Annotated in this window: 20 protein-coding genes; 2 read left to right on the top strand and 18 right to left on the bottom strand. The window is 39.6% G+C overall.

From position 1 onward, the window contains the following. Window positions 1-89 precede the first annotated feature (89 nt). The 4 genes from ACIQXU_RS08830 to ACIQXU_RS08815 form a co-directional block, all read right to left on the bottom strand. A complete protein-coding gene (locus tag ACIQXU_RS08830) occupies window positions 90-1,484 on the bottom strand; it encodes a sugar porter family MFS transporter (protein WP_402988307.1) in 1,395 nt (464 codons plus the stop codon). A 250-nt stretch (window positions 1,485-1,734) separates the two neighbouring features. Beyond that, window positions 1,735-3,159 carry an L-arabinose isomerase gene (gene araA / locus ACIQXU_RS08825; RefSeq protein WP_402988304.1) on the bottom strand — a complete coding sequence of 475 codons (1,425 nt, stop codon included), beginning with the start codon at window positions 3,157-3,159 and terminating at the stop codon, window positions 1,735-1,737. Window positions 3,160-3,210: 51 nt separating this feature from the next. Further along, entirely contained in the window at window positions 3,211-3,906 is a 696-nt protein-coding gene (locus tag ACIQXU_RS08820; RefSeq protein WP_402956933.1) for an L-ribulose-5-phosphate 4-epimerase, read from the bottom strand. A 23-nt stretch (window positions 3,907-3,929) separates the two neighbouring features. Then, window positions 3,930-5,540 (bottom strand): xylulokinase, encoded by a 1,611-nt coding sequence (locus tag ACIQXU_RS08815; protein ID WP_402988301.1) that lies wholly within the window; start codon window positions 5,538-5,540, stop codon window positions 3,930-3,932. Window positions 5,541-5,892: 352 nt separating this feature from the next. Here ACIQXU_RS08815 and ACIQXU_RS08810 point away from each other — a divergent pair, with 352 nt between their 5' ends. Together ACIQXU_RS08810 and ACIQXU_RS08805 are read left to right on the top strand one after the other, a co-directional pair. Further along, the gene (locus tag ACIQXU_RS08810) at window positions 5,893-6,984 is read left to right on the top strand and encodes a GntR family transcriptional regulator (protein WP_402988298.1); all 1,092 of its coding nucleotides are present in this window, start codon (window positions 5,893-5,895) and stop codon (window positions 6,982-6,984) included. Between the two features lie 344 nt (window positions 6,985-7,328). Continuing rightward, the gene (locus ACIQXU_RS08805; RefSeq protein WP_402868850.1) at window positions 7,329-7,898 is read left to right on the top strand and encodes a biotin transporter BioY; all 570 of its coding nucleotides are present in this window, start codon (window positions 7,329-7,331) and stop codon (window positions 7,896-7,898) included. A 267-nt stretch (window positions 7,899-8,165) separates the two neighbouring features. Here ACIQXU_RS08805 and ACIQXU_RS08800 read toward each other — a convergent pair whose 3' ends face one another. The 14 genes from ACIQXU_RS08800 to ACIQXU_RS08735 all read right to left on the bottom strand — a co-directional run bounded on the left by ACIQXU_RS08800 (window position 8,166) and on the right by ACIQXU_RS08735 (window position 26,850). Next, a complete protein-coding gene (locus ACIQXU_RS08800) occupies window positions 8,166-8,648 on the bottom strand; it encodes a YusW family protein (protein ID WP_402956929.1) in 483 nt (160 codons plus the stop codon). A 90-nt stretch (window positions 8,649-8,738) separates the two neighbouring features. Next, entirely contained in the window at window positions 8,739-9,383 is a 645-nt protein-coding gene (gene trhA / locus ACIQXU_RS08795; protein WP_402868854.1) for a PAQR family membrane homeostasis protein TrhA, read from the bottom strand. Window positions 9,384-9,557: 174 nt separating this feature from the next. After that, a complete protein-coding gene (locus ACIQXU_RS08790) occupies window positions 9,558-10,157 on the bottom strand; it encodes a cell wall hydrolase (protein WP_402988296.1) in 600 nt (199 codons plus the stop codon). 122 nt (window positions 10,158-10,279) lie between these two features. Beyond that, window positions 10,280-10,849, bottom strand: coding sequence for a GNAT family N-acetyltransferase (locus ACIQXU_RS08785; protein WP_402988293.1), 570 nt, complete (start codon window positions 10,847-10,849; stop codon window positions 10,280-10,282). A 27-nt stretch (window positions 10,850-10,876) separates the two neighbouring features. After that, the gene (locus tag ACIQXU_RS08780; protein ID WP_402868860.1) at window positions 10,877-11,281 is read right to left on the bottom strand and encodes a secondary thiamine-phosphate synthase enzyme YjbQ; all 405 of its coding nucleotides are present in this window, start codon (window positions 11,279-11,281) and stop codon (window positions 10,877-10,879) included. Window positions 11,282-11,509: 228 nt separating this feature from the next. Further along, window positions 11,510-13,399 (bottom strand): PTS fructose transporter subunit IIABC, encoded by a 1,890-nt coding sequence (locus tag ACIQXU_RS08775; RefSeq protein ID WP_402988290.1) that lies wholly within the window; start codon window positions 13,397-13,399, stop codon window positions 11,510-11,512. 4 nt (window positions 13,400-13,403) lie between these two features. After that, window positions 13,404-14,324 (bottom strand): 1-phosphofructokinase, encoded by a 921-nt coding sequence (gene pfkB, locus ACIQXU_RS08770; protein WP_402988288.1) that lies wholly within the window; start codon window positions 14,322-14,324, stop codon window positions 13,404-13,406. Then, a complete protein-coding gene (locus ACIQXU_RS08765; protein WP_402988285.1) occupies window positions 14,324-15,076 on the bottom strand; it encodes a DeoR/GlpR family DNA-binding transcription regulator in 753 nt (250 codons plus the stop codon). Before ACIQXU_RS08765 ends, pfkB begins: the two co-directional genes overlap by 1 nt. Window positions 15,077-15,285: 209 nt before the next feature. Then, window positions 15,286-16,542: a 2-oxoglutarate dehydrogenase complex dihydrolipoyllysine-residue succinyltransferase gene (odhB, locus tag ACIQXU_RS08760; RefSeq protein WP_402988282.1), complete on the bottom strand. Its 1,257-nt coding sequence runs from the start codon at window positions 16,540-16,542 to the stop codon at window positions 15,286-15,288. A 1-nt stretch (window position 16,543) separates the two neighbouring features. Then, window positions 16,544-19,390 carry a 2-oxoglutarate dehydrogenase E1 component gene (locus ACIQXU_RS08755; RefSeq protein ID WP_402988280.1) on the bottom strand — a complete coding sequence of 949 codons (2,847 nt, stop codon included), beginning with the start codon at window positions 19,388-19,390 and terminating at the stop codon, window positions 16,544-16,546. Between the two features lie 353 nt (window positions 19,391-19,743). Further along, window positions 19,744-20,514, bottom strand: coding sequence for a dioxygenase family protein (locus tag ACIQXU_RS08750; RefSeq protein WP_402956915.1), 771 nt, complete (start codon window positions 20,512-20,514; stop codon window positions 19,744-19,746). An 84-nt stretch (window positions 20,515-20,598) separates the two neighbouring features. Further along, the gene (locus ACIQXU_RS08745) at window positions 20,599-21,357 is read right to left on the bottom strand and encodes a polysaccharide deacetylase family protein (protein WP_402868874.1); all 759 of its coding nucleotides are present in this window, start codon (window positions 21,355-21,357) and stop codon (window positions 20,599-20,601) included. Between the two features lie 203 nt (window positions 21,358-21,560). Further along, the gene (metH, locus tag ACIQXU_RS08740) at window positions 21,561-25,010 is read right to left on the bottom strand and encodes a methionine synthase (RefSeq protein WP_402988277.1); all 3,450 of its coding nucleotides are present in this window, start codon (window positions 25,008-25,010) and stop codon (window positions 21,561-21,563) included. Beyond that, window positions 25,003-26,850, bottom strand: a complete 1,848-nt coding sequence (locus ACIQXU_RS08735; protein ID WP_402956911.1) for a bifunctional homocysteine S-methyltransferase/methylenetetrahydrofolate reductase — start codon at window positions 26,848-26,850, stop codon at window positions 25,003-25,005. Before ACIQXU_RS08735 ends, metH begins: the two co-directional genes overlap by 8 nt. Between the last annotated feature and the right edge of the window lie 48 nt (window positions 26,851-26,898).

Below are 26,898 nucleotides of genomic sequence, written 5' to 3'. Positions count from 1 at the left end.
GAATCATAAGAGTTTATGATGTGCCTGTAGAATATAATAACCAGATTACCCTACCTGATTTAACTTGCTCAAAATCTCATAGTTGTAATTTAAGCACTTTCTCCCTTGGCTGGTTTTATTGATCCGTTTTTTTCAATTTCCTCTAAAGAATGACCTCGAGTTTCAGGAACACATGTCCGGATAAATAGAACACCAAGCAAACATATAACACCGAATATTGCAAAAACGGCTTCTTGAGAAATCGTTGCTGTCATGATAGGGAATAGCAATCCAACCAAGAAAGATCCAATCCAGTTAAATGATGAAGCTAACCCGGATGCACGCCCGCGAATCGCCAGTGGGAAAATTTCTCCAACGATAACCCATGTTAAAGGCGCCCACGTGAATGAATATAGCGCAACATAAATACTTAAAAAAACAACCATCATCATCGGATTTGCATCAGGAATTAATACATTCAATATTGCGGGCAAAATAAAGGATAGCCCCATAATAGTTCCGCCTATCGTTAATAAAGTACGGCGATTGAATTTATCAGCAATCATTAAGAATAATAATGAACCTAATACAAGTATAACCCCTTGAATAATTGGCCACATCAATACTGAGCTGGCTTCATGCCCTGTTGCTTTTTCTACAATCATAGGAATATAATAAAAAATTGCGTTTGCTCCCTGGAATTGTTGAAACGCAGCTACCCCGACCCCAGCAATTACTAGATAACGGTATTTACTGCTTAAAAGGGTTCCCCATGACGCTTTTTGATTTACTTTCGTTTCCTCTTTGGCAGTGTCTTGAATTTGTTTTATTTCAGAATCAATTTGTTCTTTGTTAGAGCGAATATAGCTCAACACTTTACGTGCTTCACTAATCTTATTATTCTTAATCAAAAAGCGTGGTGATTCCGGTAACCTTAACACCCCGATAAACAAAATCAAAGCAGGTACGGCAGCCAAACTTAGCATCAAACGCCATGCCATGGTACCTGGTAAGTCTTTCAATAGATAAGCAATAATGTACGAAAGTAACATTCCGGAAACAATCATTGTTTGATTAATTCCGGACAACCGTCCACGTAAACGGGCAGGTGCCATTTCAGACATATAGGCTGGGACTAACGCAGAGGCAGCACCAACAGCTATCCCTAATAAAATACGAGCAACAATCATAAATAGAATCCCTTTATGAGGGGATACACCTGCTAAAATAGACCCAAAAGCAAAAATGATAGAAGATATTAAAATCATTTTGCGCCGTCCTAAACGATCTGAAAGTTGTCCAGCCAGAGCACCACCAAAAATAGCTCCAAACATCAAGGAAGAGGTGATCCAACCTATAGCACTAGGGTTGTTTTGAAGATTCCAATCATGTTGCAAAAAAGGCAAAGCACCCGTCATAACGCCGATATCATAACCGAAGAGAATGCCTCCAAATGCCCCAAAAAAATAAATGAATCCACTTGAGATTTTCTTTTCATTAACCATTAATGTTTCCTCCCAAAGGTTATAAAATTACATTCAAAAAATCCCTATACTATAAAAGTATTAATTTCTTTCTAAGAAACCCTAATAGTTTACAACTATTGCTTATAAGGATGAATTCTGTGTCATTATTCAGTCAATAAAACGCTTTCATCTTACCCTAAAAAATAAAGCACGCCTACAAAATAATTTCAGGATTTACGAATCTAATTTTTCCCTCCTCGGAAGCCAATCTCCCGAGGAGGGAAAAACATTACTTAATAACTACGTAATCCAAACCAACTAATTTTGCATAGGTTATGATTTGGTCTGTTGTTAAATTCAATGACACAACTGTATGGTGCCCCCCACCATTCTCTAGCCAAGCTTTCACTCCATCTTGGAAGTTTGGCTTAACTTCCCAAAGTACACGGGCCACTGGAAGGTTTGGTGCTGGAACAGATGGTTCAAAAGCAGAAACTTCATTAATTAAAAGTTTATAGTTTGTTCCAAAGTCAGCCATGGAAACAACGACACCGTCTCCCGCTTTACCATCGAATACTAAACGTGCCGGGTCTTCACGATCGCCTATACCTAATGGAGATACGACCATTTTCGGTTTATTGCTTGCTAAAGTTGGATCGACTTCAAGCATATGTGACTGTAGGATTGATTCTTGTCCGGCAGCTAATTCATATGTGTAATCCTCCATAAAGCCAGTTGATTGGTTATGGCTCATCACTTTCAGTAAGCGATCAAGTGCTGCCGTCTTCCAATCTCCTTCACCCGCAAAGCCATATCCCTGCGCCATCAAACGTTGGACGGCAAGACCAGGAAGCTGTTTCATTCCATATAAATCTTCGAAATTCGTTGTGAATGCCGTATAACCACCGTCATCAAGGAAACGTTTAATTGCAATTTCATAGCTTGCCTGTACCTTTACGCTTTTTTCCCAAGCTTCCCTGCTGTATGTACCATATTCAAATTCATAGAGTCCTTCATATTCTGCAAATAATGCGTCAATTTCTTCATCTGTAACTGCATTTACATATTTAACAAGGTCCCCTATTCCAAAATAGTCGACTGTCCATCCAAATTGGATTTGTGCTTCAATTTTATCCCCTTCAGTTACCCCAACGTTTCGCATGTTGTCTCCGAAGCGAGCGACCTTAATATTGAAGCTTTCGTTATAAGCAACCGCTACGTCCATCCATTGTGCAATTTGTCGGCGCACTTCAGGGCGTTCCCAATAACCTACAACCACTTTATTTTGTTTGTTCAAACGGGCATTGATAAAACCATATTCACGGTCACCATGAGCGGATTGGTTTAAGTTCATAAAGTCCATATCTATTGTAGCCCAAGGAATGCTTTCATTGAATTGAGTGGCTAAATGCAGCAATGGTTTTTGTAATAGTTTTGTTCCACGAATCCACATTTTCGCAGGTGAAAAAGTATGCATCCAAGTAATGACGCCGGCAACTTCATCACGATAATTGGCTTCTTTCATGATGTTTGTTATTCTATCCGCACTAACAGCTAGATCTTGCAAAACAATTGGGTATGGCAACATGCCACATTCATTTAATGCATCGGTTATCGTTTGTGCATGAGCCTTGACCTGTGCTAACGCATCTTCTCCATACAGATGTTGTGATCCTACGACAAACCAAAATTCCTTAGTGTCTGTTGTTAACATAATAACCCTCTTTTCTTAATCTACTGGTTTGATAACTTGGTAGAGTTCCTCTTACTTTTGACCATAATAAGCGTTTTTTCCATGTTTTCGTAAATAATGTTTATCCAAAATATTTTGTGGTAATTCTTTCGCAAAATGATTTAATTCCCTTGTGAATAAATTCATTTTCGAAACTTCATCCAAGACCACACTGTTCATGACAGCGGATTTTGCATCTTTACCCCATGTAAACGGTCCATGACCATGAAGTAATACGCCAGGAACGGCTAAAATATCCAACCCACGCTCTTCAAATGTTTCGATGATTACCTTCCCAGTCTCCACTTCGTACCCACGATCAATTTCCTCTTGTGTTAGATAGCGCGCACAAGGGACCGATCCGTAAAATGTATCTGCGTGAGTAGTCCCCATCGCTGGAACATCAAGGCCTGCTTGAGCCCAGATTGTCGCCCAAGTTGAATGAGTATGAACAATGCCGCCGATTTCTTGGTAATATTTATAAAGTACTGCGTGAGTCGCTGTATCTGATGAAGGCCTCAGCTCTCCTTCAACAACATTGCCATCTAAATCGACAACTACCATATCGCTGGCTTTCATTGTTTCGTAATCAACACCACTAGGTTTGATAACAAATAAACCACTTTCACGGTCAATGGCACTTGCATTTCCCCATGTATATTTCACGAGACCATATTTAGGCAAGTCCAAATTTGCTTGATATACCTCTTCTTTCAGTTGTTCTAACACGTCAACCCCTCCAGTTTTCCAACTCATAACATCAAATTGTCAACAGCTGCCTGCTCAATTACTAAGCCCTTCCTGTATCTTTCAATAAATGTTTCATATCCTTCAATATCTACTTGGTCAGGATAAATTTCCTGCCCATCCATATCTTTGAATACTTTTTGGTCGAGGAAGTCTTCTAAACTTTCTTTTTGATTTTTATTCAACATGTATGAGGCAAGAATCGCCATTCCCCACGGTCCACCTTCACCTGCTGTTGACATTACCGATACTGGCGTATTCATTGCAGCGGCAACGATTTTTTGTACAACAAGTGGGGTTTTAAATAAACCACCGTGAGCCAAAATACGATCAATCGCAACATTTTCTTCCTTTGTCAAAATACCCATTCCGATATTTAAAGCACCGAAAGCAGTAAAAAGGTGAGTCCGCATGAAGTTCGCTAAATTGAAACGACTCTCAGGCGAGCGTACAAATAGTGGTCGTCCTTTTTCAAATCCTGTAATATTTTCACCTGAGAAATAACCGTAGCTAAGCAAACCACCACCATCTGGATCCGCTTCCAGAGCTTTGTTCAACATTACTTCAAATAATTTATTTGTCTCAACCTTTTGTCCCATTGCATCAGAAAATTCACGGAACAATCCCAACCATGCATTAAGGTCACTTGAACAGTTATTCGCATGGACCATCCCAACTGGACTTCCATTTGGTGTAGTTACCATATCAATTTCCGGATATACTTTTGAAAGTTCTTTCTCTAGTACAATCATGGCAAAAACGGAAGTTCCCACTGAGACGTTGCCGGTACGTTTCCGTACACTATTCGTAGCAACCATTCCCGTTCCAGCATCGCCTTCTGGTGGGCAAATCGGAATGCCGGGTTGTAAGTTCCCGGACCTATCCAGGATTTTCGCTCCCACTTCGGTTAATTCACCCGCTTGTTCGCCTGAAACGTAGACTTTAGGAAGGATCTCTTTAAGCATCCAAGGATAACCTTTCGTAGCAATCAATTCATCAAAACGCTTGATCATTAATTCATTGTAATCATGCGTTGATTCATCAATTGGGAACATCCCTGAAGCATCCCCAATGCCAATTGCTTTATTACCAGTCAATAACCAGTGAATGTATCCAGCCAAAGTCGTAATACAATCAATACGAGGCAAATGCTTCTCTTCATTTAATATTGCTTGATAAAGGTGGGCAATACTCCATCGTTCAGGAATATTGAATTGTAATTGATCAGTTAATTCTTTTGCTGCAACACCAGTTGTTGAGTTACGCCAAGTTCGAAACGGAACAAGTAGCTCCCCTGTATGGTCAAAAGCCATATAACCATGCATCATTGCAGAGAATCCAATAGATCCAATTTTCCGAATTGTTATGCCGTAATTTCGTTCAACTTCTTGCTTCATTTCACTATAAGCTGTTTGCAGACCGGTGATTATATCCACTAAATTGTATGTCCAAAATCCATCTTCCAGAAGGTTTTCCCACTCATAACTTCCAGATGCGATTGTTTCATAACGTTTATCTATCAACACCGCTTTTATACGTGTTGAGCCAAATTCGATTCCAAGTGAAGTATCACCCTCGTTAATCGCTTGTATAATTTCTAATCGATTCGATTGCATGTTAATCCCCCTTTCGATAGCGCTTTCAATATACAGGAGGCGCTTGAATTCATTTATGAATCCATTATATTTTTTGTACGTACATTTGTCAATAAACAATATTAATTATACTCACAGCTTTTAAGTTGAACCTCATCCTCACTTCAAAGGCAGTGAATCTAGGATATTAAGTGAATAGGGATAGGGAGTAAAGGATATGGTAAAAAATCAGGTATTAATAGCTTTGTCCAAAACATATACACAAACTGAGGTAATTTGTTTTAATCCACTCAGGCTTATGTTAAAATGTGTACGTACAAATCTAAAAGGAAAATAAATAAGAATGCAAACAACCGAAACGAGGTGAGGTTTAATGAAACCAAAGTATCAGGTAATCGTCGATGATTTAAAAAATAAAATCCTTACAGGTGAGTATAGTATAGGAGAACAAATTCCTACTGAGTCCGTTATGCAGGATATGTACAACGTTAGCCGACACACTGTAAGAAAGTCCATTTTAGAATTAGCAAACGAGGGATTCTTAAGAAGTGAAAAAGGTTCTGGGACATATGTTAGTAATCAATATCAATTAAAGTCTGGTGGGAATTTCAAATATAAAACGATTGGTGTCATCACGACCTACATATCGGATTACATTTTCCCTTCTATTATCCGGGGAATCGAAAAAAGATTAAATGAAAATAATTATTCCTTACTATTGGCCAGTACAAATAATGACGTCGAACAAGAAAAAAAAGCTTTGGAAATGATGTTATCCTTTGGCGTAGATGGTTTGATTGTTGAACCTACAAAAAGCAATCTATACAATCCCAACATTGCTTACTACCTAACATTTAAGGAACAAGAGGTACCATTCATCATGATTAACGCTTATTATGAAGAATTAGAAGTTCCTTTCTTTTGCCTAGATGATGTGCAGTCGAGCTATCTCGCGACAAAAGAATTAATTTCCAATGGACACACCCAAATTGGGTTCATATCAAAAATGGATGATTTACAAGGAAAATATCGAATGAAGGGATATATAAAAGCACTTGGAGAAGCAAAATTACGCTTTCAACCCGAACAATTGCTTTCATATACTACAGAAACGAAGCTAGACTTGCACAAGAACTTGAAGCGGTTCTTAAACGAAAATAGAGACATGTTGACTGCCATTGTTTGCTATAACGACGAGGTAGGGTTAGAAGTAGTAAATGTATGCAGACAACTTGATATTTCCATTCCGGAACAATTATCAATTATTGGCCAGGACAATTCTTATATTGCGAAAAATGCTAATATCAAATTAACGACTTTAACACACCCACAAGAACAAATGGGTCATGATGCAGCTGATTGGTTGATCAAGAAATTACAAGGAAAGAAGGGCTTACCCAATGAAAATCATTACCAACCAGTCTTAATTGAAGGGGAAACTGTAAAAAAGCTAGATGAAAAATAAATCTAGTCTGGTGTAAATGAATGACTATCTTCACATGGGCCCCGATTATTCCTATGTGAAGGCAGTCAAATGATGAAATCCATTTTGTCTGCTCTTTCATGATTCCACCCTCATTTACAAAGTGGTGAACATACAGCTATACCTGTAATATTGATAAATGTTCGAGTTGAGCTAAATATCAGGCTTATAGATCCCTATATTCTTTACACTCCCCCTTATATGCAATCCAATTTTCTTCCTTCAAACTTCAGAAAAAACAAAAGATATTGACAGTATTTACATCCTATAATAAAATTTTATTTGTTAACCAAATAATAAATTAGTTTACATTAGGAGGAAACGCTATGAATACGAGTCATGAAAAATTAAGAATGATGATAATCACAGCCTTATTTGCAGCTATTATCGGAATCCTTTCCCAACTAACCATTCCACTCCCGCTCGTGCCTATTACAGGACAAACTCTGGCCGTTGGACTTGCCGCTACGATCCTGGGTGCTCGTTATGGTACTTATTCGGTAGTTTTGTACTTATTCATTGGTGCAGCTGGTGTGCCTGTCTTTGCAGAAATGTCTGGAGGACTGGCAAAGATTTTCGGTCCTACTGGTGGCTATTTATTGTCTTATATCCCTACTGTTTTCATTACCGGCTGGATTTTGGAAAAAACCCGTTTTACATTTCCCATTGCACTCATAGCTAATATCATTGGCATGATGATAACATTAACCATTGGAACAATATGGTTGAAATATGCAGCTGCATTAACTTGGACAGCTGCCATTGCTAGTGGATTCGCACCATTCTTAATCGTAGGTATCCTGAAAGCCCTCCTAGCATCCTGGTTAGGTGTTTCCATTCGCGCTAGACTTGCTTCAGCTAAAATGCTTCCGAAAAAAAATATCTCTATTTCCTAATAGACAAAATAAAGACAGGTAGATACCATGGATTTGGTACCCCCTGTCTATATCGTTTAAAGTCGGGCTTTATTTTTCAGAAAAATAAAAAAAGACTCTTTTTAGAAAAAAGACTCTTTTTTTATATGTATTTACTACGGTCCTATCCCCATAAGCCCGAATTAAATAGCATAGTAAAAGTATGATAAACCCCTTTGTTTACCTACACCATTTTACTATAACAATTAAGATTTGACAACTCTTGAATATATTCTATCACGATTGTTTTTATTTATTAACGACTTTATATACCTTTGTTTTTCCATCGCTATACGTAACTTCCAATTCGAACTCTTGGTAATCCTCTTTTAAGTTAAAGGCTTTAGTCACCTCTTGTATGACCTCATCATCCGTAGAGTCCTGGGTGAACGTCAACTTTTCTAAAATTGGCGTCAATTCTTCCATCGCTTCATCACCATGAACTTCATGTTTATTAGATTCATCATCGATAGAAGCTTCCGTTTGAGCACCCATGGTATCATATTCCGCTTCATAGTCATTGTTATTCCCTTTATAATCAACTTCTAGGTTAAAGGCTTTGAAAGTAAATGGAAGCTTTTCATTGGTTTCTGTTCCCTTTTCAGGATTTGTTTCCGCTTGGTTTTCATTTTCTTGTACCGGCGGATTCTTTACCTCGTCATCTTCTCCACATCCTGCTAATACAAGCATAGCAGCAAATGGGACCGAAAGTACTTTTAAAGATTTCTTCATATGGTTTCCTCCTAAGTCTCTTTTCTTATCTATTACCTAAATAGTAGAATTTAAAACACGAATTTATTTATATAAAGATAATCCCTCTAGTTATAGAGGGATAATATAAAATAAAACTACAAAGAAGTGTGCCACAGATCCTGCAAGCACGAAGAGATGCCATACAGCATGGTGAAAAGGAAAACCACGCCATACATAAAAGATGGCACCGAAAGTATAAAGTAATCCTCCGGCTATAAGTAATTGTATGCCTGCTGCTGGCATGGTGTTGGTTAGCGGGCCCCATGCCAGTACAATCATCCACCCCATTGCGATATATAAAATCGTGGATAGATAAAGAAACTTCTTAACAAAGAAAGCCTTGAAGATGACTCCTACCACTGCCACACCCCATACAACTCCCAGTAGCGTCCATCCTAAAGCCCCTTGAATGACGAGCAGCATGATTGGTGTATACGTGCCCGCAATAAATATATAAATGGCCGAGTGATCAAAAATCTCAAAAAGGTCTTTCAATTTCCCCTCAGGAAAGCTATGCACTAAAGTAGAAGCTACATATAAAAGGAGCATAGAAACTCCATAAATGATCGAAATCACAATGAGTGAAGCCGATCCTTGATGAGCAGAGAAAATTATTAATAAAACAAGAGCGGCAATGCTTAATAAGACACCAATTCCATGGGTGATTGCATTGAATACTTCCTCTTTTTTTGTATAAACGTGCGTATTAGCCATCTTACAACTCCTTATTCATTGAACCACTTTTTCAATTTCCTTTTCAATTATATCCTACTTCCAGAATGCATTAAAGTAAGTAATTCCATTCATCAGCCCTTTTCGACTATAACGTTTTTGAGGAAATACTCTTTTATTGAAAAAGGCCTGACCGTAGACGGTCAGGCTTCATGATCAAATGGCAAAATGGTGGCCACCGATAATTTTAACCACTTCTAATTTTTCCATCCACACACTGTCGGATATACTTGGATTCCAAAAATATAATGCATCATTCGTATAGCCGTGAATGGCTATTGCTTCATTTACTGCCCGTACTGCATCTTCTCCAGCAGGTTTGTTAATGCTACCATCATCAACAGGAGAGAATTGATTTTTTTGATAAATCACTTCTCTTACTGTTTCAGGGAATTCGTCACTATCAAGACGATTTAACACGACTCCTGCTACTTCTACCTTGCCTCTATATGGCTCACCTTTTGCCTCAGCATGAACCAATCTAGCTAATAATTCTTTATCGGTTTCATTCATGAAATGCGGAATAATCAATGTTTTGCCTGGTTCAGCAACATTATTCTTGTTATTATTGACTTCTTTTAACGTTTGAATTGGAACTCCATGCTGCTTAGCGATATCCCATATCGATTCACCTTGTTTAATAACATGTTTTTTAGCACCATTCGAAGCCTTGCTTGTGGTTTCCCAAGGGAATGCTAGTCCAAGTATGATGACACTAAGAGTTATGATCATCGGTAATACAACTGATAATTTCATCCTTTAACCTCCTCGTTAAGCACCTCCCTAGAATAACAGAATAAAAAAGAGAAAACAGCGTCAAATTATTCCCAAGGTAATCCAGGTGTTTTTTTACATTTTTTAAAAAAAGTGATTATCGTTCATTCGTTTCTCGCTTGCCATTCTTCACGTAACATCCCCATCTTGATGGAATCGTAGTAAATCCCATCGTGATAAATGCATTTCCTTATTCTACCCTCAAGTTGCATTCCTACTTTTTCAGCGACCGTCATCATTCGTTCATTTCCAGACCACGTCGTCAATCCTATCCTTTCAATGGTTAAATTTTGAAATAAATAAGGAATGAATAGGCTAATGGCTTCCGTTCCATAACCGCCATTCCAATATCTTGGTTCATATATGGTAATTCCGATTTCTAGCCATCTTGCTGGTTCATTCTCCCAATAATAAACAACCGACCCGATTATTTGGTGTTCCCTTTCTATTAATAATTCAGAGAAAACACCTAATTTTTGATCGTATCTCCGTAGTTTCATCTCATTGTTAATGTACGTAGGATAATCCATAATTTCATTAGCTGAGTAAGGTGTATCCCATTTTTTCCACATAGGATTTTCTTCTCCATACCTTAAACTCCATAAGGTTTTCAAATCGTCCTGTTGGACATTCCTCAACCGTACTTTTTTTCCTGTAATCAAAACATCTATCAAAATTGCTTCCCCCTGCATATCCTTGTCTTACTCAATCAGTTTGATGAAGTAATGACGATCTCTAGGACCATCAAATTCACAGAAATATATACCCTGCCATCTACCAAGGACCAGACTACCTTTATGGATAATAACTTGTTGTGACGACCCTACAGTGCTGGACTTTAAATGAGCAGCAGTGTTCCCTTCCATATGTAAATCCAACGTATGATTCCATGGATAAAGCTCATCCCATCTCCTAAGCATATCTTTTTTAACATCTGGATCCGCATTCTCATTAATTGTAATGCCTGCAGTAGTATGTGGACAATATACAAGCGCTATACCTTCTTGTATTCCCCTTTCCGTTACAAATGCCTGCACTTCTGTCGTAACATCTATCATATCATCTCTTTTGATGGTTTTTAGTGTGTTTTTCTTCAACAAGGTCATCCTTCTCCTTTTTATGTTATTTATATTCTCTACCCAAAAACTAGGGGAAACATGCTTTTTTATGTCTCTATCAATGGCTTATTATTCTTCATATAAAGACTTTTTAACCAATCTATAATATGGCCGAGGAACAACCTTCCCCAAAAGTGAATCATATGGAATCTTTGTACGATTAAAAAGTCTGGAAAACTGAAAAGACGGATTCAAGATTCTTGAATCCGCCAATCTTCAGTTCTGTTTTCTTTTCCAGAATCCCAAGATAAGTCCAGAGATGAGTGAGCCTATTAAAATGGCCAACAAATATAGAAATGGATGGTTAACTAATGGTATTACAAACACGCCCCCATGAGGTGCCGGCAATGTGACATTGAATGCCATCGTTAGAGCACCCGCCGTTGCTGCTCCAATCACACTACTGATAATGACCCTAAACGGATCGGCGGCCGCAAAGGGAATCGCTCCCTCTGTAATGAAAAAGGCCCCCATAAAGTAATTTGTCAATCCGGATTTTCTTTCTGTATCGTTAAATTTACTTTTGAAAAAGGTGGTCGCAAAGGCAATGGCAAGCGGAGGTACCATCCCACCCGCCATAACTGCTGCATGAGGGCCGAAGCTTTGTGCTTCAATAGCCGCAATACCAAAGGTAAAGGCAGCTTTATTGATAGGGCCCCCCATATCTACAGCCATCATGCCCGCAAGAATCATCCCTAAGAGAACGGCGTTTGTCCCTGATAAGCCCTGAAGCCAATTCGACAAACCTTGGTTGAGAGCAGTCACTGGTTCATTAATAACGAATAGCATGATTAAACCTGTTATTAGCATTCCGAACACCGGATAAAGCAAAACCGGTTTAATCCCTTCGAAAGCCTGTGGCAAATTAGAGAATAATTTCTTCAATCCTAAAACAACATACCCGGCAAGAAAACCTGCAATTAGGCCACCTATGAAACCAGCATTGGCCTGGGCTGCCAACAAGCCTCCGACCATACCAGGGGCAAAGCCCGGGCGATCGGCGATACTTGAGGCAATGAAGCCTGCCAGGACTGGTACTAGAAAGAAAAAGGCCCCGCTTGTACCTCCCCCGATGTCACTTAATGCTTTGGCTATTGGATTATATTCCGGTTTTGTCGGATCGGATGCATCTATTCCAAAAAAGAAGGATAGTGCAATTAAGATCCCTCCACCTACAACAAAAGGAAGCATATTACTTACGCCATTCATCAGATGCTTATAAATTTCGATCTTTCCTTTTGTTGAAGTTTCATCTTCTCGACTATCCTTTTTAGTCCCTTTGTAAATGGGTGCATCCTGGTTAACAGCCCTTTTAAGTAACTCCTCCGGCTTCCTAAGCCCCTGAGCAACGGGAACGATGATAACCCGCTTACCGTCAAAACGGTCCATCTCCACTTGTTTATCCGCTGCAACAATAATGACATCCGCCTTTGCAATTTCTGCTGGATTCAACCTATTTTTTACACCTGTCGATCCATTGGTTTCAACTTTGAAATCAAGACCCATTTCTTTCGCCTTAGCCTTTAAAGCATCCGCTGCCATATAGGTGTGGGCAATTCCTGTCGGGCACGCAGTGACGGCCAGGATTTTTGCAGCCCCTATAGTCGTACTTGCTTTCTGTTCTTCATTTTCGTTTTCGTCTTGATCTGCTTCGTGTTCTTTTTTATTGATAATTTCCAACACTTCTTCAGCTGATGTGGCAGAAACCAATTGAGACCTGAATTGAGCGTCCATTAATAGTGAAGACAATCGAGATAGGGTCTCTAAGTGAACCTGATTAGCTGCTTCACTTGCCGCAATCATGAAAAATAAATGAGCTGGCTGCCCATCAAGCGATTCATATTGAATACCTGAAACTGATTTTCCAAAGCAAATGGCCGGCGTTTTCACAGCACTCGTTTTTGCATGCGGGATGGCGATTCCCTCACCTATCCCTGTCGTGCTTTGCTCTTCACGTTTCAAAATGGCGGCCTTGAATCCACCTTCATCATGTAAACGTCCAGCTTGTGCTAACTTGGCGGATAATTCTTCTATCACCCCAAGCTTTGTCTCGCTTTGCAAATCTATAAGAATGGTATCCAATTTTAACAAGTCTGTAATTTTCATAGAGTTACCCCCCTTTTATCTCACTGATACTAATTTGCGGCAATACTTTTTCCATTAATTCCAACGTGCAAAGGTCCGATGAAAAAGCTGTCGCACTTCCCGCGGCGACACTATATTGGAAAGCGGTTATAACATCTTCCGTTTTTTCATACATCCCGATAAATCCGGCCACCATAGAATCACCGGCCCCCACTGAATTGATGACCTTTCCTTTCGGTATATTTGCAGCATAAGATTTATCTCTTGTGATAAGTACAGCCCCATCTCCTGCCATCGAAACGATTACATTTTGAGCACCTGCTTCCAACAACTTCCGCCCATACTTATTTGCATCCTTCACAGTTCTGATTTCAGTCGAGTAAAGACTCGCTAATTCGTGATGATTAGGCTTCAAGAGAAAAGGCTCATATTGAACGACATTCAATAATTCTTTCCCGCTAGTATCAACCACCATTTTTACTTTCCTCCCCAAACATACTTTCATCATCGTTTCGTACACATCACGTGGGAGGCTTGTTGGAATACTACCAGATAAAACGAGCCAATCATTTAGCTTGAGTTCACCAATTAAACTAAGTAAATGATGGTAATTCTCCATGGATATTTCAGGACCATGACTATTAATTTCAGTCTCCACTCCTGTTTTTAATTTTATATTGATTCTCGTATCACCAGTTATTTCCGTAAAATTTGTCCTAATATGATCTTTTTCTAAACAGGCTTTTACAAATTCTCCAGTTTGGCCTCCTAAAAAGCCTAAAGCAGTCGTATCATTTCCTAGCCCTTTCAATACTCGTGATACATTAATTCCCTTGCCCCCCGGATATTTCTTATCCATGCTTGTTCTGTTCACCAAGCCCATTTGGAAGTTTTCCACCTCGACCAGGTAATCTATTGAGGGATTGAGCGTTACGGTATAAATCATTAAATCGTCACGACCTTTATCTTGGGATTTTTCAAGAGCTGTTCGACAGCAGCTTCATTATTGCTATCCGTCAGCAAAATGACTTCACTTACATCTGCCACTTTTGCGAAGGTGACTTCATTTAATTTTGAACTATCTGCAAGCACATAACTTTGATTGGAAAGCCTTATTGCCGTCTTTTTCAATAGCGCTTCTTCAGGATCTGGTGTGGTCAAACCTAATTCAGGATGAATGCCATTGATCCCTAGAAAACATTTATCGAATCGGTAATCACTTAAAAAATCGACAGCTGTACTACCTACAACCGCATTGGTGGAAGCCTTGATGGTTCCACCAACGATAACCGTTTTTATTTCCAATTCCATCAACTTTTGTATATGCATGAGACCGTTGGTTAAAACGGTTACATTTTTATCTTTTAAATAAGGGATCAGTTCAGAGATGGTCGTACCTGCATCAAGATAAATACAGTCATCATTCTCGATAAAAGTTGACCCCAGCTCTGCTAGGAGCTTTTTTTCGGATAACGCTTTGTTTTGCTTCTCCAAGGTTGTCGGTTCCATGCCTTTTCTTTGAAGCAAGGCAGCTCCACCATGAACACGTTTTAAAAGCTTTAGTTCCTCAAGTTGGACTAAATCACGCCGAATGGTAGATTCTGAAGCTTGCAAATAATCGACAAGTTCTTGCATCTTTATAATGCCTTTTTTCTTAATCAACTTAAGGATTACGTCATGCCTCTCGGTTGTCAACAATTACCTCACCCCCAATATATTTCCATAATAACTTCATTTTTCAGATTAATCAATCATTATCGTTCACTTTTATCCAAAAACATTCATTTATATTAAAAAACCAATCATATTCCTGCAAGTGATGATATGATTATCTCTTTATCTATGAACTTTTCTACAAAAAAAAGCCCCCATCACCATGACAGGGGCTTTTCATTTTATAGGATTTATTAATTTTGTAATAAAAGTTGTTCAGGATCTTCAAGCATTTCTTTGATTGCCACTAGGAAACCAACTGCTTCTTTTCCATCAACGATACGGTGATCATAAGATAATGCAAGGTACATCATTGGTCTGTTTTCGATTTGATCGCCAACAGCAACAGGACGAGTCTTGATAGTATGCATACCTAGAATACCAACTTGTGGCGCATTCAAGATAGGTGTCGATAATAGGGAACCGAATGTACCACCATTTGTGATGGTAAAGGTACCACCAGATAAATCTGAAAGCGCTAATTTGTTGTTACGTGCTTTAACAGCTAGGTCCGCAATGTTTTGCTCGATTTCAGCGAAACTTTTACGATCAGCATCTCTTACAACTGGAACAACTAAGCCTTCTTCAGTCGATACGGCTACACCGATATCATAGAAGTTCTTTTTAAGGATATGATCCCCTTTGATTTCAGCATTCAATAAAGGATACTTTTTCAATGCCCCAATGACTGCTTTTGTAAAGAATGACATGAAACCAAGTTTAACGTCATTAGCTTTAACGAATGATTCTTTATGACGGCTACGTAATTCCATAACTGCAGAAAGATCGACTTCGTTGAAAGTTGTAAGCATTGCCGCTTCAGATTGGACTTGAACTAAACGTTTAGCAATGGTTTGACGACGGCGTGTCATTTTCACTACTTCTATACGGTCATCGTTGGCTTCTATAGGAGCTGCCGCTTGTTTAGTAGCTGCAGGTGCTTTTGGAGCTGCTGCAGGTGCTTTACTTGCTGCTTCCACGTCTTGTACACGTACACGGCCTAGTGGATCAACAACAGGTACTTGAGTTAAGTCAATTCCTTTTTCACGAGCTAATTTTCTAGCAGCTGGTGATGCAATAACTTGTTGAGTGGAAGATGCTTCTTTCGTTTCAGCCTTTGGAGCTTCTTTGGCAGGTGCTGCTTGTTCCACTTTAGCTGGTTCTTGTTTCACTTCTTCAGCTTTTGGAGCTTCCTTAGCAGGTGCTGCTGCCGATCCATTTTCATCCACGATGGCAATAGCTTGTCCAACTTGAACAGTGTCGCCTTCTTCAGCTAAAAGTTCAGTAAGGGTCCCAGTGTAATCAGAAATGATTTCCACGTTTACTTTATCTGTTTCCAGTTCAAGGACATAATCTCCCTTTTCAACATGGTCACCAGGTTGCTTTAACCATTGCGCAATAGATCCTTCAGAAATTGATTCTGCTAATTCAGGCACTTTTACTTCAGCCATTTTATTTATCCCCCTCATTATTGCGTGTAATTGCTTGACTCATAATCCGTTGTTGTTCATTTTTATGGACAAGTGGATCTCCCTCAGCCGGGCTTGATCTACGTTTTCTACCGATATACGTTACAGAAAGATTTCCAGGAGCAGCCGCATTTAAGCGAGGTTCAACAAATGTCCAAGCTCCCATGTTTTTCGGTTCTTCTTGAGCCCAGTAGATTTCTTTAAGGTTCGTATATTTTTTCAATGCTTCTTGAACGCCAGTGAACGGGAATGGATAAATCTCCTCGATACTGATGATTTGCAACCAATCGGTATTTTGTTCAGTAGCTACTTTATCACGTAGTTCTACAGCTAATTTACCGCTTGCAAATACAATGCGCTCAACAGCTTTAGGTTTTTTGCCTAGCGTTTTCGTTTCAATGAATGATTCAAAACTTCCTGTGCTGAACTCTTCTGGAGTAGATGCCATCACTTGGTTACGAAGCATACTCTTCGGTGTCATGATAACAAGCGGACGCACTTGTTCCTGATCAAGTATTTTAGCTTGTCTTCTAAGGACATGGAAATACTGAGCTGCAGAACTTAAGTTAGCAACGGTCCAGTTATTTTCAGCTGCTAATTGAAGGAAACGTTCCAGGCGAGCACTTGAATGTTCTGGTCCTTGTCCTTCGTATCCGTGTGGAAGTAGCATAACAAGTCCAGATTTTTGACCCCATTTTGCACGGCCTGCCGCAATGAATTGGTCAAAGATTACTTGTGCCGTATTGGCGAAATCACCGAATTGGCCTTCCCAAAGTACAAGTGTTTCTGGAGCAAAAACATTATATCCATATTCATAAGCAAGTACTGCCGTTTCAGTAAGCGGACTGTTATGGACAGCGAAAGATGCTTTGGCAGATTCAAGAGTATGAAGCGGTGAATATGTTTTGCCGTTCACGCTATCATGCAGCATGATGTTACGTTGTGCGAATGTTCCACGTTCTGAATCTTGACCAGTTAAACGGATTGGTGTGGCATCATTTAAAATCGTTGCAAATGCAAGCGTTTCAGCATGTGCCCAGTCAATTTTACCGTTTTCACCAAACGAATCCAGACGACGGGACAAGATTTTACCTAATTTTTTATTAGGCGTAAATCCTTCTGGCCATTTCACAAGTTGTTCATTGATTGAAATAAGTTCTTCCTTAGATACAGCTGTATCAATCGTAGGAATGCCTTTTTCAATTATTCCCGGAGGATTTACTTCTTTGGAAGCTTCCGGTTTGTTTCCAGAAATTTTGGCATAGGCTTCTGCAAGTTTAGTATTCACTTGTTTTGCCATTTCTTTCACTTCATTTTCTGTAAACTCTCCAGATTCAATCAGTTGTTTACCGTAAATTTCTTTAACTGTTGGATGCTTATGAATCAAAGCATACATTTCAGGTTGTGTGACCAATGGCTCATCCATTTCATTATGGCCGAAACGTCTGTAACCGATTAAGTCAATCAAGAAATCTTTTTTGTATTTTTCACGATATTGGATGGCAAGATTAACTGCAGCCATACATGCTTCGGGATCATCAGCATTAACGTGGACGATAGGTACTTCAAAACCTTTTGCAAGATCACTCGCATATCTAGTTGAACGTGAATCTTCACTTTCGGTAGTGAAACCAATCGTGTTATTAGCGATGATGTGGATTGCCCCACCAACTTGGTAACCGCGTAGACGGCTTAAGTTAAACGTTTCAGGTACGATACCTTCACCTGGGAACGCAGCATCACCATGAATAAGGATTGCTAGCGACTTATCAATATCTTGCACTGGGAAGCCTTTTGCTGTCCTGTCTTCTTGAGCCGCACGAGAGTAACCTTCAACGATTGGGCCAACTACTTCCAAGTGACTTGGGTTATTGGCAAGCGTAATTCTTGCTTTCTGTACGCTTTCTTTTGTAATTTGTTTATCCAAACCTAGGTGGTATTTAACATCGCCAGTCCAACCATAATTAATGCCGGTTGAGCCTTCTGATGGGACTAAATCCTTATTAGGTGAGTGTTGGAATTCAGAGAAAATCACTTCATATGGTTTTCCAAGGACATGTGCCAGGACATTAAGACGTCCGCGGTGAGCCATGGCAATATTCACATTGCCAGTTCCATTTTGGACAGTCTGTGAAATCATCTCGTCTAACACTGGAACCAATGCATCTAGACCCTCAATAGAGAAACGCTTTTGCCCTACAAATGTACGATGTAGGAACTTTTCAAATCCTTCAACTTCATTCAGACGTTTTAGCATTAATGCTTTTTTCTCTTTTGAAACTTCAGGGAACATTTTACCAGATTCGACCATATCAGTAAGCCATTGCTTTTCATCCAAGTCATTTACATGGTGAAATCCAAAGGCTATTGTTTTTGTATAAAGTTGTTTAAGATATTGGAAAGCTTCGTATCCGTCTTTTACGTTTTCAGGTGATTGCGCGCAAATAAGATCAGCCGGTATTTTCCGTAAATCCTCAACCGTCAAATCGTATTTTTCAAAGTGGATTTGCTCTGTATCTGGCTTGTCTTCAATCAATGGATAAATGCTTGAAGCAAGATGTCCATATGCACGAATATTTTCTGCCAATTTTACTGCAGACATAATTTTCTTCATTGAAAGGACTTCACCAGTCTGTGGTGCACTTTCCATTACAGTGCCTGCCTCTACTTCAAATGAAGGAGGACCAGCAACCTCAAAAAAGTTTTTCAGTTCCGGATCTACTTCTTCCGGATTAACTTGAAATAAATCGTATTGCTCCATGACATACCCAAGGTTTGGACCAGAAAAAGATTTCCATGGGTCGTAAGCCTTAGCATCCTTGATGGTCATTTTTGTAAACCCCCAAATTTTTCTCATAATTTCGTTTTATCCATCCCCAAATTCCTTCTTCTAACATTTCCCCAAATAGATAATTTATAATAAATAACTTGGTCATTGAATAATAAAATTTTAAAGGATAAAACGTTTTCAGATGCTATATTAACATGTTTTTGTCGAAATATCCAAGGGTTTCACCTCTTTATACACCCTTTTTCAAACTATTATTCTGTTTAATTCGCCTTATTTCGTCTTAAATAGACCTTTTATCTTTTTTAAGTCTATTTTTTCTAAAAAAAGATTTTTCTATTTTCGTATATTAATTCAAACAAGCTAGATTTCGCACGATTGAAAACCCTTTCAACTCAAGCAAACTCCCAAGCTGTCAAACTTAAGTTTCCATACTGAAAACTACGATGCAACATTTTTGCCTTTTTATTGGAATCTCCTGCTCCCATCGCAATGATCAAGGGAATGAAGTGACCTTTAAATGGCACCGCCTCGGAACTATATGGCCCTATTCTTTCATAATCAAACAAGGATTCCAAATCCCACTTCTCTACCTGTTCTTCCACCCAGTTTTCAAAACGGATTGCCCACCCCTCCGCAACATGCAGGTCTGGCTGAATCTGGTTAAAATTATGCACAATCCCACCGCTACCAATTATAAGGACGTTATTCCGTTTGAGAGCCCCCAGCATTTTCCCGATTTCATACTGTTTTTCAAACGGTAGGTCGGAACTGATCGATAATGAAACGATCGGTATATCAACTTTAGGATACATGAGATGCAACAGCCCCCATGCCCCATGATCGAGAGGACGCCTTTCATCAAGCTCCCCCCATATGCCAACTCGTGACAACAGGGTTAAAATCTTATCGGAAAGCTCCAAATTTCCTGAAGCGGGATAGGATACCTGGTAAATTTCTTCCGGAAAATCGATATAATCATAAAGGATTTCATGCTTCTTGACAGCTGAAACCAACTGTTCATCACTTTCCCAATGGGCTGACAGAATGACTATTGCAGTTGGCTTCTCAATTTCTTTTGTATAAGCTTTTAAAAACTCGGTGTAGCTATTCTCTTCCAAGGCTAATAATGGCGTTCCATGTGATAAAAACAACGATGGCATCATAAAAACTTTAAATCCTTTCCAAACTATGATCTTTAAATTAAAATCCAATTACCTTTAATTTACTATAGTTGAGCTTGGCTTTCACTAATTAAATTGAACCTTTGGGGTTGTCTCATCTATCGTATCAAAGATATAGCCTTCTTTTTTTAGGATTTCTATTATCTTCGGCAGCGCTTTAACGGTATTTTTCATACTGTTGATATCATGCAGCAGGATATTAGCCTGTTTTTGATTTTTCAAGCCTCTTTGCACGGATGTGATGATTTGATGTTCGCTTATAGTAGGACTGATTCCATCCGTTGAATCTATATTCCAATCTGTATATATATACCCTTTATCCGTTAGCTGCTGAAGTATTCCATTAATGATTGGTTTTGTGCTTGCTTGTTGTCTCAGACGATTTCGTGATCCACCGGGAAGACGAACGATTCGGCTTTTTATTCCATAATCTTTTTCTAACATCGTTTCAAGACGATTTAAATCCTCAAAAAAACTATTCGTGGAACGATACACGATTGAATAGTCATGTGTATAGGAATGTAAGGCAATTTTGTGGCCTCTTCCTATCATTTCTTCATAGCATTTTTTTGCATATGGCTCTTCATTACCTTTAACAAAAAATGTTGCCTTTACTTGATACCGGTCTAAGATGTCCAGGATATCCATTGTATTCGTAGAAGGCCCGTCGTCAAAAGTTAAATAAACTGTCTTTTGGTTTTCTTTACTTTTGACGAGTGGAGTTATTTCTTCCGGAATTATTGCATGTACGGGTCCGGCAAGTGTTTCACTTAGGATCATTGAAAAACAGAATACTATCGTATATAAGTGCAATAATTTCTTCATAATTCTCCCCCTTGCTTTTTACCATTAAGGTGTACTATTCCAGGGGTTTCATGCATCAAATTTTTTTAGAATATAGGCATGGAATTATGGTCTTTAACAACTTCACTTTCTGTATCAGGAATTTATCACCATACTATTCTTAATGTGCTCTCGAAATTAACTCGCCATAATCAATAAGACAGCGGATTTAACCGCTGCCTTACTTATCTATCGACATTAAAATATCTAGCTTCAGGGTGTGCAAACACTATGGCGGAAACAGATGCCTCCGGTTCCATCATGAAACCTTCAGTCAATTCTACCCCAATATCCTGAGGCTGTAATAAGCGGAAGAGTTTTTCCTGGTCTTCCAGATTCGGGCAGGCTGGATACCCGAAAGAAAATCTTTGACCAATATACTTGGCAGCAAATCTCTCTTTCATGGTCATTTCGATAGAATCGCTAATTCCCAAATCGTCACGCATCATTTGATGGATTCTTTCAGCAAATCCTTCAGCCGTTTCGAGAGCAAGGGATTGTAGGGCATGATTTTTTAAGAAATCTCCCTCTTTCTTGAACTTTTCAGCCCACTTTCTAATGCCTCTTCCTGCTGTAACCAGGAAGAAACCAACATAGTCCATTTCGCCAGAAGAAATAGGCTTCGCAAAATCAGCCAGACAAAGGTTTGGACTTGTATCTTGCCTTGGAAAATCAAAAGTTTCCAATACTTCCTGATGATCCTCGGGATTGTATACCACTAATTTGTCACCATCACTTTGGGCGGGGAAAAATTGATATACTGCATTTAATCCATATTCAGGTTCGGATTTCAGGAATTCAATCAGCTCGTCAACCAAATCATTCAATTGTATAGCTTTATCGTTACCCTCCTTCAGTAATTCGGCCACCTTCCCTTTTAGACCCAGATGATGTCCAATCAACATCTGTCTATTGATATAGGGCTGAATGACTTCGAGTGGATATTTTTTTAGTATATGCCTTTTGACATCATGAGGTTTTTGGACCGGTACATTCCTTAGTGGAACCGCACTTACTGGCTTACGTTCCGGTTTTTCAATTAATGCGGCGATGGCAGCATTGGCTTTTGCCTTTTCACGTTTATTTTTCAGTTCCTCTAGGTATACCATTTTTCTGTTCGTATCATGTAGGATATTCGTAACGGCCAAACCATCCATCGCATCCTTAGAATATAGAACAGGCCCATCGTATTCGGGTGAGATTTTAAAATCGGTGAACTTACGGGATAATGCGGCACCACCCACCAAAATTGGGGTGTCAATCCCAGCCTGTTTCAAATCCTGTGCTGTTAAGATCATTTGCTGTGCTGACTTTACAAGCAGTCCCGATAAACCGATAATGGTAGGTTCATGCTTTCGTACTTCCTCAATGATTTGCTGTGGTGCAACCTTAATTCCAAGGTCCACGACTTCATAGCCATTATTGGAAAGAATGATATCGACAAGGTTTTTACCGATATCATGGACATCCCCTTTGACAGTGGCCAAAAGGATTTTCCCTTTTTTAGCATGATCCTCTGAATTTTCCATAAGCGGTTCAAGATGTGAAACAGCGGCTTTCATTGCCTCGGCACTTTGAAGCACTTCTGCCACAATAAGTTGGTTATCATTGAATAACCGCCCCACTTCGCTCATTCCATCCATCAATGGTCCATTAATGATTTCCAGTGGAGCATCACCACGCTCTATGGCTTCATTCAAGTCCTCGATCAATCCTTCTTTTGTACCCTCGATTATGTAGTTACCTAACCTTTCATCTAATGGAAGAATAATTCCATCATCTTTCTTTTCAGCTTTTTTACCACGATAAAATTCAGTGAAGGTTGCCAGTGTTTCTGTTGAGGTATCAAATAAAAGTGCTTCAGCAAGCTTCACTTCCACTTCTGGTATTAAAGCAAACCGTTCGAGTTTTTCCGTATTCACAATCGCGTAATCTAGTCCAGCTTTCGTACAATGATAAAGAAAAACAGCATTCAATATTTCCCTTCCACGTGAAGGCAAGCCAAACGAAACATTTGAAATCCCAAGAATCGTCAAACATTCAGGGAATTTTTCCTTGATTGCTTTAATTCCTTTTACTGTTTCCAATGCGGAGCCAATATATTGTTCATCTCCTGTACCGACTGGAAATACAAGGGGATCAAAAATCAAGTCACTTTTCTTTAGGCCGTATTTGTTTACAAGTAAATCCACTGAGCGAGTAGCTACTTCTATTTTTCGTTCGGCGTCTACCGCCATACCAATTTCATCAATCGTTCCTACTACGACAGCCGCACCGTATTGATGAATAAGTGGAACGATTTTTTCAAACCTCTCTTCACCATCTTCGAGATTGATTGAGTTTATGATGGATTTCCCTTGGGAATGTTTCAAGGCTTGTTCAAGAACGGCTTCATCAGTTGTATCGATGACTAAAGGGACCTTTACCTTTTTGACGACCTCTTCAATGAATTCTTTCATGTCACCGAACTCATCTCCATCAGGGTCTGCCAGACAGATATCAATGACATGCGCACCTTTCTTAACTTGTGCCCGGGCAATCTCCGCTGCTGGTTCGTATTTCTTAGCACGAATCAATTCCTTGAATTTACGAGATCCAATGACATTCGTTCGCTCTCCGACAAACAGGGGTCGCATTGAGTCGTCATAAATAAGCGGCTCGATGCCAGATACGGCATGACCATGTGCAACCTCAGGTAATTTCCGTGGTTGAATATCTTTAAGAACTCTTGAGAGCTCTTTAATGTGTTCAGGAGTAGTACCACAACAGCCACCAATGATATTGACCCAGCCTTTTTCTGCAAATTGTTTCATTTTCTCGGCTAGGGAAGTGGGAGATTCATGGTAATGCCCCTCTTCATCAGGCAATCCTGCATTTGGATAACAGCTAATCGCATTGTCGGATAGATCTGCTAGAGTACGGATATGGTCAATCATAAACTCTGGGCCTGTCGCACAGTTCAAACCGACAGCCAGAGGGTTCATATGCTCTACCGATAAATAAAATGCCTCTATGGACTGACCGGCTAACGTCGTTCCCATCGGCTCGATTGTTCCTGAAATCATTATCGGTACTTCCTTGCCAGTTTTAGCGATGGCCGATCTAATTCCAGAAAAGGCCGCCTTTACATTGAGCATATCTTGACAGGTTTCCACGAGTAATAAGTCTACCCCACCGTCTATAAGGCCAAGTGCCTGTTCCTCATATGAATCGGTCAATATATCGAAAGTCGTTCCACCTGTAACAGATAAAGTTTTTGTCGTTGGTCCCATGGAACCCGCTACATACCTGGGCCAATTATCACTTGAATATTTTTCACATGCTTTTACGGCAAGCTCTGCCGATACTTTATTAAGTTCATATGCAAGCGTGCTTAATTGATATTCTTCCAGCACTAAGCTTGTGGCACCAAAGGTATTAGTCTCTATAATATCGGCACCTGCCGCTAAATATTTTTCATGGATAGTTTGAATGATTTCAGGACGGGTTAACGATAAATACTCATTACACCCTTCGTATTGTTCTCCACCGAAATCCTCGGCCGTTAAATCTTCAGCTTGAATCATGGTGCCCATTGCTCCATCAAGAAGAAGAATCTTTGATTGTAATTGCACGTTAATTTCTCTTTTACTCATGTCCTGCCACCTCAGATGTTTGTTTACGATCATGATCCTTAATATATGTAGTAAGTTCCGCTGTCATTTCATAGCGTAAGAAAGGCGTTATTAAGTAAATTCCCTTGAACCTCTCTTGGGCTGCGTCTACCAATTCCCTTGCTATATTTATAGCTTCAATCCTTGATTTTACTGGATCAGCTCCCGCTGAGGCCATTGCTTTCCGTACACTGTCAGGTAATTTAATCCCCGGTATTTCATTATGGATGAATTCGGCATTCCTCGTACTGGTAAGGGGCATTATCCCCATGAAAATCGGTGTTTCCAAATGTTTTGTCGCCTGATAGACTTCTTCTATTTGTTCTACTGAATAAACTGGCTGTGTCAAAAACGAATGAGCACCGCAAGCGATTTTCTTTTCCATTCTCTGAACAGCCTTATCGAGATATTTCACATTTGGATTAAAAGCTGCGGAAATCTTGAAATTAGCCCGTTTCCCTAGACTTTGTCCGGAATAGGAGTAGCCCTCATTGAATTGCTTAACCAGACTTATCAAATCGAATGAAGATAAATCATAGACAGACGTTGCCCCCGGGAAATCACCAATCTTAGAAGGATCCCCAGTGATAACTAAAACTTCATCCAGCCCGACCGTATGCAATCCCATTAAATGGGATTGTAACCCAATAAGATTTCGGTCCCTGCACGTAATATGGACCATCGGATTCACCCCTAATTCAGCCTTTAATAAATTGGCTAAGGTCGAATTCGATATCCTTGGTGAAGCAAGTGAATTATCAGCTAAAGTAATGGAATCCACCCCAGCTTTTTTCAAGGCTTCAGCTCCTGCCATAAACGTTTCGATTCCTAACTTTTTCGGTGGATCAAGCTCAACTAGGATCGTTCTATCCGTTTTTGCCTTTTCATGAAGAGCTAATTCTTGTTTTTGGTTATTCACTTCAATAATTTCTATATGTCGAGCTTTCGTAATTTTTTCCTTGACTGGCGCTAAAGTGCCAATCATTTCGTTCACAGCTTGTATATGTAGTGGTGTCGTACCACAGCAACCCCCTATAATGGTTGCTCCTTGTTTTCGTAATTCGAGTGCACTTGAACCGAAATATTCTGGTTCCGCTTTATAGACCAGTCTCCCATCCACATAATCTGGAAGACTTGCATTAGGATAGATGGCAATCGACGCCTGCATAGGCAATTTCACTTCTTCCAGTGCCCTTATCATATGATGGGGGCCCAGACGGCAATTCACCCCAACGACATCTGCACCTAGGTACTCTAGCTTTTGAAAAGCTTCATTCAAATGAAATCCATTTTGAAGATTTCCAAGTTCATGCATCGATACATTTGCAATAATCGGCAGGTCCGTTTCCTTTTTAGCAATTTGAAGCACCGTTTCAAGCTCTTCAAAATCATAGAATGTTTCAAGAAGAATTCCATCGGGATCTTCCAGGAGCAAACTGTATAATTGTTCTCGAAAACCCCGTTTTATTTCTTCTATACTTAAATCCGATTTACGTATACTACGCTGGGCCCCAATTGTACCAAAAACATAAGCCTTCCCTTTCGCTACTTGTTTAGCAAGGCTGACTCCTTGGCGATTGATCCGACTGACTTCTTCCTCCAGCCCATACCGTTTCAATTTATTGAAATTGGCACCATATGTATTGGTTTGCAGAATATCTGCACCCGCTTCTAAATAGGCCCTATGTATAGACTCAATTTTATCAGGATTGGTGCAATTTATTTCCTCATAACATTGATCGATTCCATAGGAGTACAACAACGTACCCATCGCGCCGTCTCCAACTAGCATTCTTTCCTTCAATTCACTACGAAAATCCAATTAGTACACCCTCTCTTAAAAACACTATGGTTTTTGTCGGTTTCTATG

This window comes from Peribacillus sp. NPDC097284 (assembly GCF_044761765.1).
In the GTDB taxonomy this organism is placed as follows: domain Bacteria; phylum Bacillota; class Bacilli; order Bacillales; family DSM-1321; genus Peribacillus.
The sequence above is the reverse complement of the archived record's forward strand: the minus strand, read 5'-3'. Positions and strand labels throughout refer to the sequence as shown.

Excerpts from the sequence above, each read along its gene's own strand:
- ACIQXU_RS08750 (WP_402956915.1), bottom strand. The coding sequence starts at position 20,514 with ATGATGCCATCGTTGTTTTTATCACATGGAACGCCATTATTAGCCTTG.
- ACIQXU_RS08800 (WP_402956929.1), bottom strand. The coding sequence starts at position 8,648 with ATGAAGAAATCTTTAAAAGTACTTTCGGTCCCATTTGCTGCTATGCTT.
- odhB (WP_402988282.1), bottom strand. The coding sequence starts at position 16,542 with ATGGCTGAAGTAAAAGTGCCTGAATTAGCAGAATCAATTTCTGAAGGA.
- ACIQXU_RS08790 (WP_402988296.1), bottom strand. The coding sequence starts at position 10,157 with ATGAAATTATCAGTTGTATTACCGATGATCATAACTCTTAGTGTCATC.
- araA (WP_402988304.1), bottom strand. The coding sequence starts at position 3,159 with ATGTTAACAACAGACACTAAGGAATTTTGGTTTGTCGTAGGATCACAA.
- ACIQXU_RS08780 (WP_402868860.1), bottom strand. The coding sequence starts at position 11,281 with ATGACCTTGTTGAAGAAAAACACACTAAAAACCATCAAAAGAGATGAT.
- metH (WP_402988277.1), bottom strand. The coding sequence starts at position 25,010 with ATGAGTAAAAGAGAAATTAACGTGCAATTACAATCAAAGATTCTTCTT.
- ACIQXU_RS08745 (WP_402868874.1), bottom strand. The coding sequence starts at position 21,357 with ATGAAGAAATTATTGCACTTATATACGATAGTATTCTGTTTTTCAATG.
- trhA (WP_402868854.1), bottom strand. The coding sequence starts at position 9,383 with ATGGCTAATACGCACGTTTATACAAAAAAAGAGGAAGTATTCAATGCA.
- ACIQXU_RS08830 (WP_402988307.1), bottom strand. The coding sequence starts at position 1,484 with ATGGTTAATGAAAAGAAAATCTCAAGTGGATTCATTTATTTTTTTGGG.
- ACIQXU_RS08755 (WP_402988280.1), bottom strand. The coding sequence starts at position 19,390 with ATGACCATCAAGGATGCTAAGGCTTACGACCCATGGAAATCTTTTTCT.
- ACIQXU_RS08815 (WP_402988301.1), bottom strand. The coding sequence starts at position 5,540 with ATGCAATCGAATCGATTAGAAATTATACAAGCGATTAACGAGGGTGAT.
- ACIQXU_RS08805 (WP_402868850.1), top strand. The coding sequence starts at position 7,329 with ATGAATACGAGTCATGAAAAATTAAGAATGATGATAATCACAGCCTTA.
- ACIQXU_RS08810 (WP_402988298.1), top strand. The coding sequence starts at position 5,893 with ATGAAACCAAAGTATCAGGTAATCGTCGATGATTTAAAAAATAAAATC.
- ACIQXU_RS08775 (WP_402988290.1), bottom strand. The coding sequence starts at position 13,399 with ATGAAAATTACAGACTTGTTAAAATTGGATACCATTCTTATAGATTTG.
- pfkB (WP_402988288.1), bottom strand. The coding sequence starts at position 14,324 with ATGATTTATACCGTAACGCTCAATCCCTCAATAGATTACCTGGTCGAG.